This is a genomic window from Fictibacillus solisalsi, assembly GCF_900103485.1.
In the GTDB taxonomy this organism is placed as follows: domain Bacteria; phylum Bacillota; class Bacilli; order Bacillales; family Fictibacillaceae; genus Fictibacillus_C; species Fictibacillus_C solisalsi.
The window spans coordinates 3,214,678-3,231,940 of sequence record NZ_FNHW01000001.1 but is presented as its reverse complement, the minus strand read 5'-3'; the positions used below and the strand labels follow the sequence as shown (position 1 = coordinate 3,231,940).

Annotated in this window: 17 protein-coding genes; 15 read left to right on the top strand and 2 right to left on the bottom strand. The window is 36.3% G+C overall.

Going from position 1 to position 17,263, the window contains the following annotated elements:
- Positions 1 to 320: 320 nt before the first annotated feature.
- Both BLT53_RS16270 and BLT53_RS16265 read right to left on the bottom strand, forming a co-directional pair.
- A complete protein-coding gene (locus tag BLT53_RS16270) occupies positions 321 to 2,153 on the bottom strand; it encodes a family 43 glycosylhydrolase (protein WP_170834377.1) in 1,833 nt (610 codons plus the stop codon).
- 457 nt (positions 2,154 to 2,610) lie between these two features.
- Positions 2,611 to 2,913, bottom strand: a complete 303-nt coding sequence (locus BLT53_RS16265; protein ID WP_090236277.1) for a DUF3846 domain-containing protein — start codon at positions 2,911 to 2,913, stop codon at positions 2,611 to 2,613.
- Between the two features lie 383 nt (positions 2,914 to 3,296).
- Between BLT53_RS16265 and BLT53_RS16260 the strand changes: the two genes are divergently transcribed.
- The 15 genes from BLT53_RS16260 to BLT53_RS16190 all read left to right on the top strand — a co-directional run bounded on the left by BLT53_RS16260 (position 3,297) and on the right by BLT53_RS16190 (position 17,262).
- Positions 3,297 to 4,019, top strand: coding sequence for a YveK family protein (locus tag BLT53_RS16260; protein ID WP_090236275.1), 723 nt, complete (start codon positions 3,297 to 3,299; stop codon positions 4,017 to 4,019).
- 14 nt (positions 4,020 to 4,033) lie between these two features.
- Complete coding sequence (locus tag BLT53_RS16255) at positions 4,034 to 4,741, top strand: CpsD/CapB family tyrosine-protein kinase (protein ID WP_090236274.1); 708 nt, start codon at positions 4,034 to 4,036, stop codon at positions 4,739 to 4,741.
- Between the two features lie 151 nt (positions 4,742 to 4,892).
- Complete coding sequence (locus tag BLT53_RS16250; protein ID WP_090236272.1) at positions 4,893 to 5,660, top strand: tyrosine-protein phosphatase; 768 nt, start codon at positions 4,893 to 4,895, stop codon at positions 5,658 to 5,660.
- A 35-nt stretch (positions 5,661 to 5,695) separates the two neighbouring features.
- Positions 5,696 to 6,583 (top strand): UTP--glucose-1-phosphate uridylyltransferase GalU, encoded by an 888-nt coding sequence (galU, locus tag BLT53_RS16245; protein ID WP_090236271.1) that lies wholly within the window; start codon positions 5,696 to 5,698, stop codon positions 6,581 to 6,583.
- A gap of 41 nt (positions 6,584 to 6,624) precedes the next feature.
- Positions 6,625 to 7,284, top strand: a complete 660-nt coding sequence (locus tag BLT53_RS16240) for a sugar transferase (protein ID WP_090236269.1) — start codon at positions 6,625 to 6,627, stop codon at positions 7,282 to 7,284.
- Positions 7,285 to 7,347: 63 nt separating this feature from the next.
- Positions 7,348 to 8,586: an O-antigen ligase family protein gene (locus BLT53_RS16235; protein ID WP_090236268.1), complete on the top strand. Its 1,239-nt coding sequence runs from the start codon at positions 7,348 to 7,350 to the stop codon at positions 8,584 to 8,586.
- Positions 8,564 to 9,652, top strand: a complete 1,089-nt coding sequence (locus tag BLT53_RS16230; protein ID WP_170834376.1) for a glycosyltransferase — start codon at positions 8,564 to 8,566, stop codon at positions 9,650 to 9,652. Before BLT53_RS16235 ends, BLT53_RS16230 begins: the two co-directional genes overlap by 23 nt.
- On the top strand, positions 9,639 to 10,802 hold the full coding sequence (locus BLT53_RS16225; protein ID WP_090236265.1) for a CDP-glycerol glycerophosphotransferase family protein: 1,164 nt from the start codon (positions 9,639 to 9,641) through the stop codon (positions 10,800 to 10,802). The genes BLT53_RS16230 and BLT53_RS16225 overlap by 14 nt, the downstream gene beginning before the upstream one ends.
- Positions 10,803 to 10,815: 13 nt before the next feature.
- Positions 10,816 to 11,640, top strand: coding sequence for a glycosyltransferase (locus tag BLT53_RS16220; protein ID WP_090236947.1), 825 nt, complete (start codon positions 10,816 to 10,818; stop codon positions 11,638 to 11,640).
- A gap of 16 nt (positions 11,641 to 11,656) precedes the next feature.
- Positions 11,657 to 13,174, top strand: coding sequence for a murein biosynthesis integral membrane protein MurJ (murJ, locus tag BLT53_RS16215; protein ID WP_090236264.1), 1,518 nt, complete (start codon positions 11,657 to 11,659; stop codon positions 13,172 to 13,174).
- Position 13,175: 1 nt separating this feature from the next.
- Positions 13,176 to 14,207, top strand: coding sequence for a UDP-glucose 4-epimerase GalE (galE, locus tag BLT53_RS16210; protein ID WP_090236262.1), 1,032 nt, complete (start codon positions 13,176 to 13,178; stop codon positions 14,205 to 14,207).
- Between the two features lie 24 nt (positions 14,208 to 14,231).
- Complete coding sequence (locus BLT53_RS16205) at positions 14,232 to 14,654, top strand: VanZ family protein (RefSeq protein WP_090236261.1); 423 nt, start codon at positions 14,232 to 14,234, stop codon at positions 14,652 to 14,654.
- Positions 14,655 to 14,743: 89 nt separating this feature from the next.
- Positions 14,744 to 15,181 carry a YkyB family protein gene (locus tag BLT53_RS16200; RefSeq protein WP_170834375.1) on the top strand — a complete coding sequence of 146 codons (438 nt, stop codon included), beginning with the start codon at positions 14,744 to 14,746 and terminating at the stop codon, positions 15,179 to 15,181.
- A gap of 68 nt (positions 15,182 to 15,249) precedes the next feature.
- Entirely contained in the window at positions 15,250 to 15,465 is a 216-nt protein-coding gene (locus BLT53_RS24755) for a hypothetical protein (protein ID WP_139168416.1), read from the top strand.
- 288 nt (positions 15,466 to 15,753) lie between these two features.
- A complete protein-coding gene (locus BLT53_RS16190) occupies positions 15,754 to 17,262 on the top strand; it encodes a sodium:solute symporter family protein (RefSeq protein WP_090236257.1) in 1,509 nt (502 codons plus the stop codon).
- The last annotated feature ends 1 nt before the right edge of the window (position 17,263 follow it).

Genomic DNA, 17,263 nt, shown 5'->3' with positions numbered 1-17,263 from the left:
ATCAAATCAATTGAGCGAATCTTATCTGTAAGAGTTTTACTTGCAACCCTTATTTCCTCTTTTAAATTTTTGATAGATTTGTATAAAAAGAGGGAATAGAGAGTATACATAGGGCAATCATAAAATTCTGAGGTGATATGAATGATAAGAAAACTAAAAAGCAAATGGCACCAGTTGAAATTCATGTACTATCATCAGATGGCGAGAGATTGTCTGGACCCTAAATTAAAGGAAAATTTAATACAAAAAGCCAATTACCACAGAAGTAATTTTAGCTATTAGAATAAAGGGGGAGTTCAGGAAATCTGCACTCTCTTTTTTTATTTCGTTTGATTTAGTCTGAAGTAATCCAGCTCTACTGCACCTCTGCCTTTACTAAAAGAAATTTCATTTTTTCCCTTTTTGAGCTTTACCTTCACTGCTGTATTCTTCCACTGGTCACTGCCTTCACCTTTATATAGGACCAATGATTTCTTTCCATTATCGTGAATCACCTGAACTGCATGATTGCCTTCAGGCTGTTTATACCGGATGTTGATCTCATACGTACCGGATTTCTCAACAGAAATGGGAAATCGAACGGAACTGTTATGGGCAGACATCAAACCGACCTTTTGATGATTGGCCGCATCATACTCATTCACACCCTTGGCGTTCTTCAAGTATCCCAACTCTGCTTCATACTGAAAGACCTTCGTCTTCTTTGGAACCAAATCAATACGATCAATTTCGGCAAAAAGTGTTGCTTTGGATAACCTGATTTTATTCTTTCCTGCATTCAGATGGATGTCTCGTTCGGCGTCCCGCCAAGTATCCCAGCCATAGCTTGGATACTTCACTTCACCTAATAATTCTCCATTCAATGCCAACTGATGAGTAGAGGTTTCACCCATGCCATTGGAATAGCGAACCTTCAGGGTATAGTCCCCTGGTGGTGCATCCACATTAAATTCCACGTAGCTGTCATTGTAATCGATCATGCCGACCTTGCTGCCGCCGGAAGTACCCGTATTGTTCACGATAGTAGCATGGTTTACTACTCCGCTTTCGGCTTCATAGGAATATATTATCCCAGGAAGAGCGGGAACAAGCTTTCCGCCACCTTCACCTGATGGCGCACGTAACAAGGTGTCCGCAGGAACCGGAGTGCCGAAGTTCGGTGTACCGTCTGCATTCCACGAGAACTTCTGCATCCTAACGTTCCGGTTCCAGCCCGCTCCCTTGAATTTGGCAGCATGATAGACGATCCAGTCTTCCTTGCCGTCCGGTGACTTTACAAAACTGTTGTGCCCCGGACCATAGACATTATCAGCAGGACTGCTCTTAAACACCGGCTCAGGATTCTTCGACCAGTTCTCCGCCTTTAATGGATCCTTCGCAGTTAGCTTCAGCATTCCCAAACAATAGTCATCCGTCCAGCTGCCGCTCGCCGAATAAACGATAAACACATCACCCTGTTTGTTCTTCAAAATTTGTGGTCCCTCATTTATAAGAGGAGTACCGTTCTTCTCCCAGGGAAGCGCCGGTCGCGATAATTCGACACGGTCCCCGGAAATGGTCCAGGGATTTTTCATTGGAGCGATATAGATTTGCTGGCTGACATTTTCGTCGCCTTCCCAGCCGGACCAGACAAAATACCGTTTGTTTTTGTATTCCAGAACTGTGCCGTCAATGGCCCACTTGTCCGATGGATCTGATATTTTCCCAAGGTGGGTTCCCTTTGGATAGGAATACTTCCCGAACGGGTCAGAGCCTTCAGATTCCAGAACATACATCCTTTGCTTGCCCATATCCCCGTCACCAGCCGCAAAGTAGATGTACCATTTGCCATCCAGATAGTGCAGCTCGGGTGCCCAGATGTTTCCGCTGTTTTCCGAACCAGGTTCAGGCGTCCAAATGACCTTTTTCTCAGCATCATCCAGCCCAGTGAGCGTCTTTGACCTTCGGATGGTCAGGTTGTTCCCGGTCGTCTGCATGTAATAGTAGTAGCCGTCCGTGTGCTTCACCACCCATGGATCGGCCCCATCACCAACAACCGGGTTCCTAAACAGCTTCATTTCTGAAGATGGAGCAGTTGCAGACGCAGGGGAGGGTAAAAGTAAAGCTACTATTAAAAGGCCCAAAGTAAACGCATACATTTTTCTGATCTTCAATATACAACATCCTTCCATGAAGGAAATTTTGACTCCCTAAACCATTTCACAGAAAAAAACAGGATTCCTACTTCTCAGCGGTAAATTAAAAAAAGAAATCAGGTTTCGACAAAACACGGGAAAATCCCACAAAAAACTACACAATAAACAAGGGGCTTTATGACCGATTTTCCCAATACAGAAATAGACAAATCTAGGTTATGATACCTATAGACCCATTAAATAGAGCAGGAGATAATGTACATGACAGACGACTTGAGTTTCTTCAGGGGTTGTATGTGGGGGTTGGGAATGTCATTGCCGATCTGGCTAGTGATCTTTTTGACTGTTCATTACATCACGATATAAAAAACAACTAAACAACGACAAAAAACGTCCGATATAGTGGACGTACCGAGAGTTTATTGATCCATAAAAGCAAAAGAGAGTGCGGCCAGGCACTCCCTTTTCAATCATTTTATTTCCACTTCTTTAACTTAAGCTTAAGAACATGGGATACTTCTTCCGCTTCCGCTTCACTTAAACTCTCAAACTGCCCTTGGTACTTAACGATAAAAAAAGTACTCGAGGGCTTCTTTTTGTTGTAGGTCAGGTCGTAGCCTTCGTCAATGTTGCACACTAACCGATACTGCTGCTGATGGAAATTGAGAATATCCACCGGTCCGCCAACCAGATGTTCAAATTCCTTCGGTGAGTTCGGAATGTCGGTAATATACGGGCGCTTTTCCGGCATTACCATCACGACATGAAGTTCTGACATAATCATCCTCCGGGTGTTCGTTGTTTTCGTTCTCAATAAAGAACTACTTTAGTTCATTAAACCATATATCCTACACAAAATAAATAGTTTAATACAAAATACACCACATTATGAGTAATAGGGCCTATGGAAAGAACGATGTTTTTAAATTGTAACCATTGATTTCAAGCATATAGTTCCTATTTCATAAAAATATTATAGTACGCAAAAAGAGGGATAACCAGCGAAAATAGATTGGTAGTTATTTCATAAAATTATTCAGAGAAAACAAAATATGAAAATTTTTTACAAAAATTATAAAACTATGTCTTTAAATACCAAATTCCTATGCTATAATACAGCGTATGTGAAAATTTTACTTATACATATTTTCGGAGGGTGTTATGGAAGAAACGATAAGTCTGAAAGATATTTACCAAACGATAAGAAAGCGAATCGTCATGATTGCCTTGATTGCAGTCATTGCAGTAGCCATTGCCGGCGTTGTTTCTTATTTTGTATTAACCCCAGTTTACCAGTCATCTACGCAAATCCTCGTGAACCAGAAAAAGTCGAAAGATGTACCAGAATACAATCAAGTCCAAACCAATTTGCAGATGGTAAACACATACAGTGTCATTATGAAAAGCCCAGCCATTCTTGGTAAAGTGATAGATAACCTCAACCTTAATACAACTGTCGAAGCACTCAACGAAAAACTTACCATCAGCAGTGAACAAGATACCCAAGTATTAAACGTAGCCGTTCAGGACGAAGATCCAGCGATGGCTGTGGAAATTGCCAATAATATAGCCTCAACCTTTAAAGAAGAAGTACCAAACATCATGAAAATAGACAACGTAAGTGTACTTTCTAAAGCAGAATTAAAAGATAGCCCATCGCCCGTCAAACCGAATCCGAAAATGAACATGGCTATTGCCCTTGTTGTCGGACTGATGGCAGGAGTTGGACTCGCCTTTTTACTGGAATACATGGACAACACATTAAAAACAGAGCAGGATATCGAAAAGTACCTGGGGCTCCCAGTACTGGGCTCCATTCCAAAAATCACGGTAAATGATGAAAAAGCGCCTAAAGCACCAGCTAACCGAAGAAAAGCAGGATAAATTTATAGGGGGAAATTGCATTGAGCCGCAAGCTGCGTAAGACGATTAAAGATTTAACCCAAAGAAGCTTAATCACACACAATAACCCAAAGTCGCCCATCTCTGAGCAATACCGTACGATCCGGACAAACATACAGTTTTCATCCATTGACACACAGTATCAAAGCATTATGGTTACTTCATCTAGTCCAGGAGAAGGAAAATCAACCACCGTTGCCAACCTGGCCGTTGTACTGGCCCAGCAGGGAAAAAGCGTCCTGCTGATTGATGGAGACCTAAGAAAACCAACGGTTCACTATACATTCAAGGTCAGTAACATCCAAGGAATCACAAACGTTCTTACCCGGCAAATCTCTTTAGAAGATGCAGCTGTACAAACAAGCGTTGATGATTTGTCTGTATTACCAAGCGGACCGGTTCCGCCGAATCCCTCTGAACTATTAAACTCTAAAGCAATGGAAATATTAGTAGAAGAAGCAAAAACTAGATATGACTATGTACTCTTCGACACACCTCCGGTTCTTGCTGTGACGGATGCTCAAATATTAGCGAACCGATGTGACGGCGTTGTACTTGTAACAAGCAGTGGAAAAACAGAAAAAGAAGCAGCAATCAAAGCAAAGGAATTGCTGGACAATGCGAATGCGAAGATTTTGGGCGTTGTTTTAAACCAAAAAGAGATGAACGAAAATAGCTATTATTACTATTATGGGGCAAATTAACAAAAAAGTTACACATTCGACAAAATACGCCCCTTTTCAAATCTAGTAATTATGCTACGATAGGAAATATATGAGAAAACATGGTAAAAAGAACCATTGACATACAAGCGTGGTTCTTTACACCTTTTTTTATGAAAGGGGAGTGGGTCTTTTGATTGATGTCCATAGTCACATCTTACCGAGCGTTGATGACGGTGCTCAGAATCTGGAAGCAAGTCTTGAGATGGCCCGACAGGCGGTCGAAAACGGAATTACGACTGTATATGCTACACCTCACCATCGAAATGGCCGATATGAAAACAGCAAAGACGACATCCTGATGAAAACGGATGAATTAAATCTCGCTTTATCACAACATCAAATCCCTCTAACCATACTTCCCGGGCAAGAAGTGCGTATTTATTCCGAGTTTCTGGATGACCTGGCAGCAGGTGAGCTGCTTACCTTAAACAACCAGGAGAAATACATACTGATCGAACTTCCATCAAACCGCGTACCCAGTTACACCAGCCAAATGATATATGAATGCACACTTCAGGATATTACACCTGTTATTGTCCACCCAGAACGCAACAGCGAGATCATGGAGAATCCAGATCTTCTATACGAGCTTGTAAAAGAAGGCGCACTTACCCAGGTGACCGCATCAAGCATTACCGGTGCCTTCGGTAAGAAAATCAGCTCGTTTTCTATTAAACTAATCGACCATCATTTGACACACTTTATAGCTTCCGACGCTCATAATATTTCGTCACGAGGCTTTTCTTTATGGGAAGCGTACGACAAAATAGGTAAAAAGTTTGATCATACTGTGTCTTACTACCTAAGAGAAAACGCGCAGCTGTTATTTAACAATGAAAGTATTTATGCAGAGGAACCAACCCAAATCAAAAAGAGAAAATTGTTAGGTCTTTTTTAAAGAACAAAACTTTTAAGTTGAAAAGGATGATAGGGATGAAAAAGGTAAGAAAGGCAATTATTCCAGCAGCTGGACTGGGAACACGATTCTTGCCGGCGACAAAGGCGATGCCAAAGGAAATGCTGCCGATTGTAGACAAGCCCACGATTCAATACATCGTAGAAGAAGCGATTGAATCTGGAATTGAAGACATCATTATCGTAACTGGTAAAGGAAAGCGTGCGATTGAGGATCACTTCGACCATGCTTTCGAACTGGAACAGAATCTTTTTGAAAAAGGCAAAATCGATTTACTTCAAAAAGTACAGCAGTCCTCAAGAATGGCTGACATACATTACATCCGCCAAAAGGAACCAAAAGGCCTTGGTCATGCCGTATGGTGTGCACGCAAATTCATTGGTGACGAACCGTTCGCTGTATTGCTCGGTGACGACATTGTCCAGGCGGACAAGCCTTGCCTGAAGCAGCTCATTGAACAATATGAAAACACAGGCTCTTCTGTGATTGGTGTACAAACCGTGCCTGAGGATCAAACCAGCCGTTACGGCATTGTGGATCCAACTTCTCAAAACGGAAGACTATATGGAGTTCAAAACTTTGTAGAAAAGCCAGCGCAAGGTGAAGCACCGTCCAACCTGGCAATCATGGGCCGTTATGTCCTGTCTCCTGAAATTTTTCACTATCTTGACAAACAGGAAAAAGGATCTGGTGGAGAGATTCAACTGACCGATGCAATTCAAGAGTTAAACAAGTTTCAAAGAGTTTTTGCTTATGAGTTTGAAGGCCAAAGATATGATGTTGGTGAAAAGTTGGGTTACATAACTACAATGATTGAATTTGCTTTAAAAAATGATGACATACGTTTGAAATTACTTGAACAAATTGATAAATTAACTGATTTATACAAAAGAGAGCAAATATAGAAATAAATATCTAATGAACTGAAAAAGGGGATAGAAAATAGATGAGAAAGGATAACTTTTTTATTGAATACGCAGCTACCTTAGAGAATAGTTGGGTTGAGACCGATAAACTCAAACAGGATATATTATATTTCTTCGTAAAGAGATGCATTGATATTTTATTTGCTATTACAGGCTTATTTATTACAAGTCCAATAATATTGATCTTTGCGATTTTGATTAAAATTGAGTCTAAAGGGCCAGCTTTTTTCTTTCAAGAAAGGGTTGGTTATCAGGGGAAATATTTTAATGTTATAAAACTAAGATCGATGACATTGGATGCTGAAAAGAATGGAGCGCAATGGGCGCAACAAAATGATCCTAGAGTAACTAAAATAGGTGCATTTATTAGAAAAACGCGAATTGATGAATTACCACAATTAATAAATATAATTGTGGGAGATATGAGTGTTGTAGGACCACGTCCGGAAAGACCAATCTTTACTGCACAATTTAATCAGGAAATTCCTGGGTTTATAGAACGACTTACGGTAAAACCTGGATTAACTGGGTGGGCTCAAATAAATGGTGGGTATGATTTAACGCCGGAACAAAAACTTAAACTTGATGATTACTATATTAAAAACTATTGTCTTTCTTTAGACATAAAAATAATTCTTAAAACAGTATTGATTTGCTTTAGTGGTGATGGGGCAAGATAATATACGAAAAAACTATGCAGAGTAAGATAAATATTACTTTGTTTAAAAAAAGTGTGGGGAATTATGGTTCTTAAAATAAATAAAACCTTGGAGTTATTTATAGGAGTATTAATACTATTTTTCTTTTTAAATAATGTGAGTTTATCAGGTATAAAGATTTTTTATCTTTTACTTCCTTTGATAATTGTTATGTTTTCATTTAAAAGGTACTTCAGAGTATATCTTGAAAATAAATTGTTTGCTTTGTTTGTATTTTTCTCTTTTCTATCAATACTTCCAGCAATTCTTTCTAATGATAATACGGTTGTTTTAGTAACACTAAAAAGTGTCGGTGTAATTACTCTTATTATGCTAATTACATATGTGATTTCCAATGTAGTAGATATCTCTTCAATAAGAACTTATTCTAATTTATCACTGCTGGGTATTGTTATTATATTTATAAATTTTATTAGCCATCTTAACGATGGAAGATATCAAGGATTTTTTAATGATTCGAACTACTTTAACAGTGCCATTGTGCTGTTTATATTCTTTATTTTATTAGACTTAAATCATACAAAAAACCTTTCAATAATCAAAAAGGTACTATCAGTAACTGCAGTTATTGTTTTATCCATAATAACATTATTTACAGCATCGAGATCTGGAATCTTGGCTCTTATGACATTTTACTTTTTTTACTTTCTTTTTCAGTTGAAAAATAGAACCTTTATTAGACTATTTAAATCATTTGTTTTTTTACTTTTTATCTTAACATTATCTTTTTTTCTAATTATAAGTGTAAATAAGACGTTTTTAAACGACTCTCAGCAACAGATAAAATACGTTATGGCAAGATTTAGTGCAGAAGAGGGAAGTTCTGATGGAAATTCATCCTTTATGAGGATAAATGAAATAAGAACAGGATTAAATATGATGGAAGACAATCCTATTTCTTTGTTCATGGGTAATGGAATAGGCTCTACAAGTGCAATAGAACATTTTTCAAAGTACAAATATTATGTTTCTTTAAATACAACTAGAATACACAACACATTTTCTGCTGTTTTTATTGAACAAGGAATAATAAACTTTATTATTTTTTTATGGATCCTTTTTTTGACTTTTAGGGAGATAAGAAAAAGTAAATATAAAAATATATTATATGCTTTATTTTTTTCACAATTAATAATTGCAACATTTATTTGGACCATACTTTTTCTCCCCTTTTGGATTTCTATTTTTATTATGTTATCTATAGCAAAAAAGAAGGAACAAATAGGGAATGAGGTTGAAAATGAAAATATTGCATGTATCTGACATCACTTTTGTTGGAGGTGGAATTAATACTGTATTGCCAGAGCAATTAAAATATGAAAATCATCTTGATGATATAGAATCAGAGTTATTATTAACTTCCCAGAAAAGTGTCAACATACCTGGAGATATTGATTTTAAATATTATTTCCTTAGAAATGATTTTGATGAATTACTTAGGAAGATTAATCCGGATTTTGTTCAGTTTCATTCTTTTTATAAAACAAGCTTTTTGAAAATTTATAAAACAATTATTAAAAATGAAATCCCGTATTTTATAAAACCCCATGGGGGACTTTCAAAAGTAGCTCAAAAAAAGGGCTTTTTTAAAAAAAAGGTTGCAAATTTATTGTTGTTCAATGACTTTTTGAAAAAATCGACCGGTATTATCTTTTTAAATCAGCTTGAAAAGAAAAATTCTTTCTTTCAACATCCTAATACTTTCTTTATCCCTAATGGAGTGGACTTAATAGAAAATAAAAAAAACAATAATTATGAAGAGATAAAGGTTTTATATCTAGGTAGAATTGATTTTAAACTTAAAGGTATTGATATTCTTTTGAAAAAGATTTTTGAGTGTAAGGAGTATCTACAAGAAAATAATGTTAAGGTAAATTTTTATGGTTTTGGTGCTAATAAGGATATTGAAAAACTTCTAAAATCGATTAAAAAAATGAATTTGGAGAAAATTGTAACCTTCCATGGGAAAGTAACAGGAAAAGAAAAAATTAAAGTATTAAGAAGCCATAATTTATTTATTCTCACTTCAAAAACTGAAGGGATGCCGATGGGTGTCATTGAAGCCTTGTCAAATGGCTTACCATGCGTTTTATCAAAGGGTACAAACATGTCTGATATAGTGGTTAAAAGTCAAGCAGGTTGGGAGTTCAATGAAAATAAAGGGAATGGACTAGTAGAAGCATTGAAAGATTATCAACAAAATGCGTATCCATATAATGAGAATGCAAGATTGCTAGGCAGAGAATTTACATGGGATAAATTAATTAAAACTTATAAAGAGGAATATAATAAAATAAATGATATGGTGCATGTAAATGAAGAGAGTTAAAAATACTATTTTAATAGCAATTAGTGTAATATTTTTTTCCTGGAGAAAAAAGGATCATAATTTATTTATATTCAATTCTTTTAAAAATGAGAGATATGATTTCAATTCTAAGTACTTTTTTGAATATTTAATTTGTAATTCTTCATACAGTTGTAAATTTATCATTAATAATGAGTTTTTAAGAAACTACTTGAACAAAGAGGTAGGAGAGTTTTTTATATCAACTTCATCCCTAAAACATTTAAAAGAGATTTGGAGGGCAGGTGTTTGGATAACCTCTACTGGAATGCCAATAAGGTTAAATTTTTTTCATAAGGACAGGGTAATTGTTAATTTGTGGCATGGAGTTCCTTTAAAAAAGATTGGATTGCTGGATCATAATATTTCTATAATAAGAAAATTGATAATAAAAAGGGTATATTCAAAATGTTATTCATTCATTTCTACTAGTTCAAAAAACTTAATAACTGTTATGGCAGATAGTTTTCTTGTATCCAAAGATAAAATTAGAGTATTAGGGCAACCAAGAAATGATAAATTGCTTTGTAAATCACCATCAAAAATAGAAGATTACTTCGAAAATATTCCTCTTTATAAAAAGATTATTTTATATGCTCCAACTTTCCGAGAAAATACCTGCACAAACTTTTTCCCTTTTAATGACCGGAATTTAAGCGAAGTAGATAGGTTTTTAGAGGAAAACCAATTGATTATTTTTATACGAAACCATCCTTTAGAAAAGGGATTAGATGAATTAAGTAGTTTAAAAAGAATCTTCTTTATTAATAGCGATAAAGTAGATGATATAATGGAGGCTTTGAAACTTTTTGACTTATTAATAACAGATTACTCAAGTATATTTATAGATTATTTGATACTTGAGAGACCAATTGTTTTTCTTGATTATGATAGAGAGGATTACTTATCTTCTAGAGGACTAAATTTTGATTATGATGAAGTTACGCCAGGCCCTAAGCCTAAAAGCCAGAAACAGTTTTTATTAGAAATTAAACATTTATTAAGTGATAAAACCTATTTCTATGAAGAAAGAAAGAAAGTGAATGAGTTCTTTAATGCAATTAATGAGGGTAGTTGCAAAAGGACTTTAATTGAAATTGAAAAAGAATTATGTGAAATTAATAAAAGCTAAGCGAGGTGATTCTGTGAAATTTTCAGTATTAATGTCAGTTTATTTTAAAGAAAACCCTTATTTTCTAGATCAATCTATAAATAGTATTATAAATCAAACTATTGTTCCCAATGAAATAGTTTTAGTTAAAGATGGAATATTAACTGAAGAGTTAAATTCGATAATAAATAAATATATTAAAAAGTACCCATCTCTTTTTAAAATTATTGATTTTAAAGAGAATCAGGGTCTTGGGAAAGCCTTAAGAGAAGGAGTTAAGGCGTGTAGTTATGAAATAATTGCACGAATGGATACTGACGATATTGCTGTAAAGGATAGGTTTCAAAAACAATTAAGTTATTTAAGAGATAACATTGAGATTGATCTGGTAGGTAGTTATATAGAAGAGTTTGAGGACAACATAAACAATGTCTTAGCCATAAAGAGAGTTCCAATTCATCATTACGATATTTATAATTATGCAAAAAAAAGAAATCCTTTAAATCATATGACGGTAATGTATAGAAAGCAAGCAGTATTAAAAGCTGGAAATTATAAAAGCTTTAGTTGGAATGAAGATTATTATTTGTGGGTTAGAATGTTGGTTAACTCTAGTAAAATGTATAATTTACCTGAAGTTCTTGTGCATGCTAGAACTGGAAATAGTATGTTTGAGAGAAGAGGCGGAAAAAATTATGCACAAGCAGATATAAAATTGCAAATAGAATACTATAAGTTAGGTTTTATAAATATGAAAGAATTTATTTTAAATATTATATTAAGAACATCTATAAGATTTCTTCCAAATAAAATAAGGGCTTTTATATATTTGAAGTTTTTAAGGTCAAAATCTATATAATATTAAGGGTATTTTTATGAAAAAAGCAGCATTAATTATTATGCTATTAAGTATTTTCTCGAAAATTTTTGGTTTTGCTAGAGATGTTATTCTTTCTTATTTTTACGGGGCATCAAACATTAGTGATGCATATTTAATTGCCCTTACAATACCTAGCGTCATTTTCTCGTTCATAGGTACTGGAATTGCTACAGGATATATACCTATGTATAGCAAAATAGAAGGAATGGAAGGATCACTAAAGAGTGATAAGTATACAAATAACTTAGTTAATTTCTTGTTGATATTTTGTACTGCAATTATTATTATTAGCCTAATATTCACAAATTCAATAGTAAAACTTTTTGCTTCTGGATTTGAAGGAAGCACGCTCAACTTAACAGTCCACTTTACACAGATTAGTCTAATAGGAATATATTTCACCATGCTCATATCAATATTTAATGGCTATCTTCAATTGAAAGGGAATTTTATAATCTCTACTTTGTCAAACTTCCCATTGCATATATTTACTATTTTGGCTATTTTACTTAGCACAAAATACAATATAAATATATTAGTGATTGGAACAGTTTTTGCAACAATATCGCAGTTTGTAATAATGATTCCCTTTATTTTAAAGAATGGATATAAATATCAAGCATTTTTAGATATTAGGGATAAGCATATTAAGGATATGGCTTTATTAGCACTACCACTTATTTTGGGAGTTTCAGTGAACCAAATTAACTTATTGATTGATAGGACGTTAGCATCCCAAATAGCAGAAGGTGGAATTTCCGTTTTAAACTATGCAAATAGATTAAGCTGGTTTGTAGAAGGTGTTTTTGTACTATCAATTGCTACTGTAATGTATCCAAAAATATCAAAAATGGTAGTAGAGAAGAATATTATAGGGTTGAAAAATTCTGTTGGTGAATCTATAACCGCAGTTAATCTATTGGTTGTACCTGCGGCGGTAGGATCCATTATTTATTCTGAACAAATAGTAAGTTTACTATTCGGAAGAGGAGAATTTAATAATGCTGCCATTAATATGACATCCTCTGCATTAATGTTCTACTCATTGGGAATGATTGGTTCTGGTTTAAGGGAAATACTTGCTAGGACGTTTTATTCGTTACAGGATACAAAAACTCCAATGGGGAATGCTGTTATTGCTTTGGTAATAAATATAATTTTAAGTATTATATTATCAAAATTTATGGGTGTTAGTGGCTTAGCTTTAGCAAGTAGTACTGCTGCGATAGTTACGTCGACTTTGTTAATATTTAGCTTGAGAAAGAAAATCGGATCCTTTGGACTTAAACATATTAGTATCAATTTCATAAAAATTTTATGCTCTTCTATTTTAATGGGTATATTTTCAAAAGTTTGTTTTGAATTAACTAAATTACATGTGAATCAATACATATCCCTAGGTGTAAGTATAGTGGTAGGGGTTTTAATCTATTTCTTTTTAGTCATATTTTTAAAAATTGATAGTGCAAATTACTTATTAGCAGTAATGAAAAATAAAAAAAGGGGGAAATAAAGTGTCTATTTTACTAACTGGAGGAGCAGGTTACATTGGTAGTCACACATGTCTCGAGCTACTTAATAATAAAGATAATGAAGTAATAGTAACAGATAATCTTTCAAATAGTAACCAAATAGCTTTAAAACGTGTTGAAGAATTAACAGGAAAAAGAATAAAATTTGAAAAAATTGACTTATTAGATACACAAGAATTGATTAGGGTTTTTTCTGAGAACAATATTAAAGCGGTAATTCACTTTGCGGGACTAAAATCGGTAGGTGAGTCAGTACAGAATCCTCTTTATTATTACCACAATAATATTGCAGGAACTATTTCTCTCTGCAACGTAATGAAAAAGTTTAGTGTGAGGAAGTTAGTATTTAGTTCTTCTGCTACTGTTTATGGATTGGCCCAGCAAAGCCCTATTTCGGAAAGTACTCCACTTAATGCAACAAACCCCTATGGAAGAACCAAGTTGATAATCGAGGAAATTCTAAGGGACTTATATGAATCAGACAAGGAGTGGAGTATTGCTCTGCTTAGATATTTTAATCCAATTGGAGCTCATAAAAGTGGTCTTATCGGAGAGGATCCCAACGGTATTCCCAATAATTTAACTCCTTATATTACACAAGTGGCTGTTGGTAAGCTAAATGAACTTCGGATCTTCGGTGATGACTATGACACTATAGATGGCACTGGTGTTAGAGATTATATTCACGTAGTAGATTTAGCTAAAGGGCATTTAAAAGCTTTGGATAAGGTTATGAAGAGTACTGGAATTGAAGCATACAATTTGGGAACCGGGAAGGGTTATAGTGTCCTTGAAGTCCTTAGAGCTTTTGAAAAAGCTACAGGTAAAGATATTCCCTATAAAATAGTTGATCGTAGACCTGGGGACGTTGCTGTAAGTTATGCTGATCCGACAAAAGCCAAAAATGACCTGGGTTGGAAAGCCGAGAAGGAAATTGACCAAATGTGTGTTGATGCTTGGAACTGGCAGATGAAAAATGTAAATGGGTATAAAACAGAAGAGCTTATGAAGTAAAGTTTATATGGATATAAATGAAGTATGAAGACATGTAAATTTCTTATCGTTGTTGCCTGGACCCTTTTCCTTGGTATTCATACCTTTACGGACAATCTTGAAGCACTGTTGGGCAGCCGGATTATTGAATTTAGACTGACATCACCTGACTTCTCTCACTTTTTTAGTTTCTCAGACATTACCATGATTCATCCTAACTTTATTCTCATTAAAACCGGCCACTTTTTAGGGTTTGCCATCCTTGATGTTTTGCTCTTTGCCTGGTTAGGAAAGCATGGGAGGGCAGTGGTCTTGTCCTTTGGATTTGCTGTTTTTACCGAGGTAATGCAGCTGTATTTTGGGCGGGATGGTCGGCTTTATGATGTAATTATTGATACGATGGGAATCATTTCGGTGTATGTGCTGCTAAAGCAATTTAAAGCGAGAAGCCAAGAGTCGTCCATGTAAAAAAAAGCAAGCCTACAAGCTAAAGAAGAGTGAGAAAGCGCCGATATTTCATTAAGAATGGATGCTTTCTCACGTATTTAAGAATGGAGATGAGGGAAATAACAATTCGAGAAATTGCTATTGCGATCTATGTTATCAACAACCATGCGAAAAATGCGCCTGTCCTTTATTCCTTCAAGAATAGGGCGATCGAGCAGCTGCTGAAAGAAGGACGAGCTGAGAAAGTAGGACTGCATTATTCAACCAACCCGGAAAGAGCCTTGCAGCGGTTGGATGTACTCATCAGAATTGAAGATTTCTTCTTTCATCTGCCCTCCACGAAAGAAGATCGAAGAACATTGAAGGTGTTAGAATATGATTCTAGTTTCCGTAATCCCAAAGAGAGAATGTCTATATTTCATGCCAAGCAAATTATAAATGCCTATTCTCCTCCCGTAAAATCTTCTGAAGATCGTAAGAACCCCTTTCCTAAGCTACAAACTTTCTATATTGGGTTTTCCACCTACTTGAATGGTACATACAAATAAAGAGGTTTTTAAGTTTCCGGAACTGAAATGTCGGGATTTTTCCCAGAGCTGCAAGGGGGTAGAGGACTTTGCTGACCCATCAATTTGTGTGGAAGCGGTCTGTCAAAACGATGGAACACAAAAATGTTGTGGGCATACCCGCCCTGGTTCCGGATGGTGTGGTGGATGGAGATGACGCCAAACTTTCTTGCATTGCATACACCAATGACTTTGACACTATACCGTGTGAGCTGGTGAAAGACGATCAACTCCCCCTTCGTAAACTTCTCTCCATGTACCTCTAAAAAGTGTTTGTCATTCAAGGTTTTAAAATTCGTAATCTTTCCAGGCAACATGTGGCTCTTCCTCTCTATATAAAGGTCTTCACTCTTTAAATAGAGAAAAAGGGGGAAAAGGAGGCATCGCTTTTAAAATTTTTTAGAGTAACCTTTCAAGATTTTTGGACATGACAAGGGATAGAACGGCATTTACACATTAAATTATCAGAATATTGTTGACAATGAAACTCGTTGGTGATATTTTAACTTTAATTAGTCATAGACTAGGATTAATTAGTAGAAGGGGGTTAGGGAATGCATTTTTTGGATTGGTTGGTCTTAGGTTTGTTTTTTATTGTCATGCTCATTATTGGATTCTGGTCATTCAAAATGGTCAAAGGATCCGAGGACTATTTTGTCGCAGGCGGGAAAATGCCCTGGTGGTTATCGGGAATTTCTCATCACGTATCGGGCCATAGTGGTGCTGTATTTGTGGCGTATGCAGGATTAGCTTATACACAAGGAGTCAGTCTTTATTTTTGGTGGGCGCTCCCCATTTTCGTAGCCTGTACGATTGGTGCGTATTTATTTGCACCCCGCTGGTCCCGGCTCCGATCCACCTTGAACATTGAGTCACCCACTGAGTATTTAGCACTCCGGTATAACATCCCGACACAGCAAGTCATTGCCTGGAGCGGAGTACTGCTCAAGCTATTCGATGTTGGTGCCAAATGGGCGGCAATTGGTATTCTCCTAAATGTGTTTACGGGGATTCCTATTATGACAGGTGTATTAATCTCTGGATTGATTTCTCTTGTCTATATTACGGTTGGGGGATTGTGGGCAGATGTGCTAAATGACTTTGTCCAATTTGTCGTTCAGCTTCTTGGCGGGATCGTTATGTTTATTGTGGTCATGATAAAACTTGGCGGACCGAGTTCCTTTACGGGGATATGGGATCAGCTTCCGGCAGCAAACAGTGATCCTTTCAGGGAACCCTATACGGCCGGATACGTTATCATTTACGCCTTTATCGTACTGCTCAGCTATAACGGGGGGACGTGGAATTTGGCGACACGCTTTATTTCCTCTCCTTCTGGCAAAGAGGCCAAAAAGTCATCCTTGCTTTCCGCTATTCTTTATCTCGTTTGGCCGATCATTTTGTTTTTCCCAATGTGGGCAGCCCCGCTGATCCTGCCGAACTTAAAAGATCCTACACAATCTTATGCTCTTCTCACCCAAGAACTACTCCCACAAGGATTGGTCGGTCTTGTTCTTGCTTCATTATTTGCGGCCACCATGTCCATGACATCCTCTGATTCGAACACCATTGCTTCGGTTATTACCCGTGATATTCTGCCTGTTATGTCTAAACGGTTTGTCGGGATGTCCCAAAAACGGGCTTTAAAAATCGCCCGGATTACAACACTCCTATTCACTGCTTTAACACTGGTAGTCGCTATTAATTCTGACATGTTCGGAGGCGTCATCGGATTATTAATCACATGGTTTGCCGCACTGGTAGGTCCGGTTTCCATTCCTATGCTGTTTGGACTTCTTCCTGCATTTAAGCATTGTGGTCCGGTCGCAGCTATTGTTTCCATTGCAGCGGGGCTTGCTGGATTTGTTGTGGTGAATTATGGTCTCGACGTATCTTTAGCGGTTCAGGTAGGTACACCTGTCCTCATTTCATTTATTACCTATAGCGCAGTGGGCTGGCTAAACCGTAATCAGCCAGTGTCATCAGATGTAGGTGATTTATTGGCCTCCTTAAACGGTAAGGAAAAAGATAAAACTGGAGATGGAAGTGATCTCGCCTTATAAG

What these genes read in the sequence shown, in the direction of transcription:
- BLT53_RS16205 (WP_090236261.1), top strand. Translation starts at nt 14,232, where the DNA reads ATGAAGACATGTAAATTTCTTATCGTTGTTGCCTGGACCCTTTTCCTT.
- galU (WP_090236271.1), top strand. Translation starts at nt 5,696, where the DNA reads ATGAAAAAGGTAAGAAAGGCAATTATTCCAGCAGCTGGACTGGGAACA.
- BLT53_RS16235 (WP_090236268.1), top strand. Translation starts at nt 7,348, where the DNA reads ATGGTTCTTAAAATAAATAAAACCTTGGAGTTATTTATAGGAGTATTA.
- BLT53_RS16265 (WP_090236277.1), bottom strand. Translation starts at nt 2,913, where the DNA reads ATGTCAGAACTTCATGTCGTGATGGTAATGCCGGAAAAGCGCCCGTAT.
- murJ (WP_090236264.1), top strand. Translation starts at nt 11,657, where the DNA reads ATGAAAAAAGCAGCATTAATTATTATGCTATTAAGTATTTTCTCGAAA.
- BLT53_RS16230 (WP_170834376.1), top strand. Translation starts at nt 8,564, where the DNA reads ATGAAAATATTGCATGTATCTGACATCACTTTTGTTGGAGGTGGAATT.
- BLT53_RS16200 (WP_170834375.1), top strand. Translation starts at nt 14,744, where the DNA reads ATGAGGGAAATAACAATTCGAGAAATTGCTATTGCGATCTATGTTATC.
- BLT53_RS16190 (WP_090236257.1), top strand. Translation starts at nt 15,754, where the DNA reads ATGCATTTTTTGGATTGGTTGGTCTTAGGTTTGTTTTTTATTGTCATG.
- BLT53_RS16260 (WP_090236275.1), top strand. Translation starts at nt 3,297, where the DNA reads ATGGAAGAAACGATAAGTCTGAAAGATATTTACCAAACGATAAGAAAG.
- BLT53_RS16225 (WP_090236265.1), top strand. Translation starts at nt 9,639, where the DNA reads ATGAAGAGAGTTAAAAATACTATTTTAATAGCAATTAGTGTAATATTT.
- BLT53_RS16240 (WP_090236269.1), top strand. Translation starts at nt 6,625, where the DNA reads ATGAGAAAGGATAACTTTTTTATTGAATACGCAGCTACCTTAGAGAAT.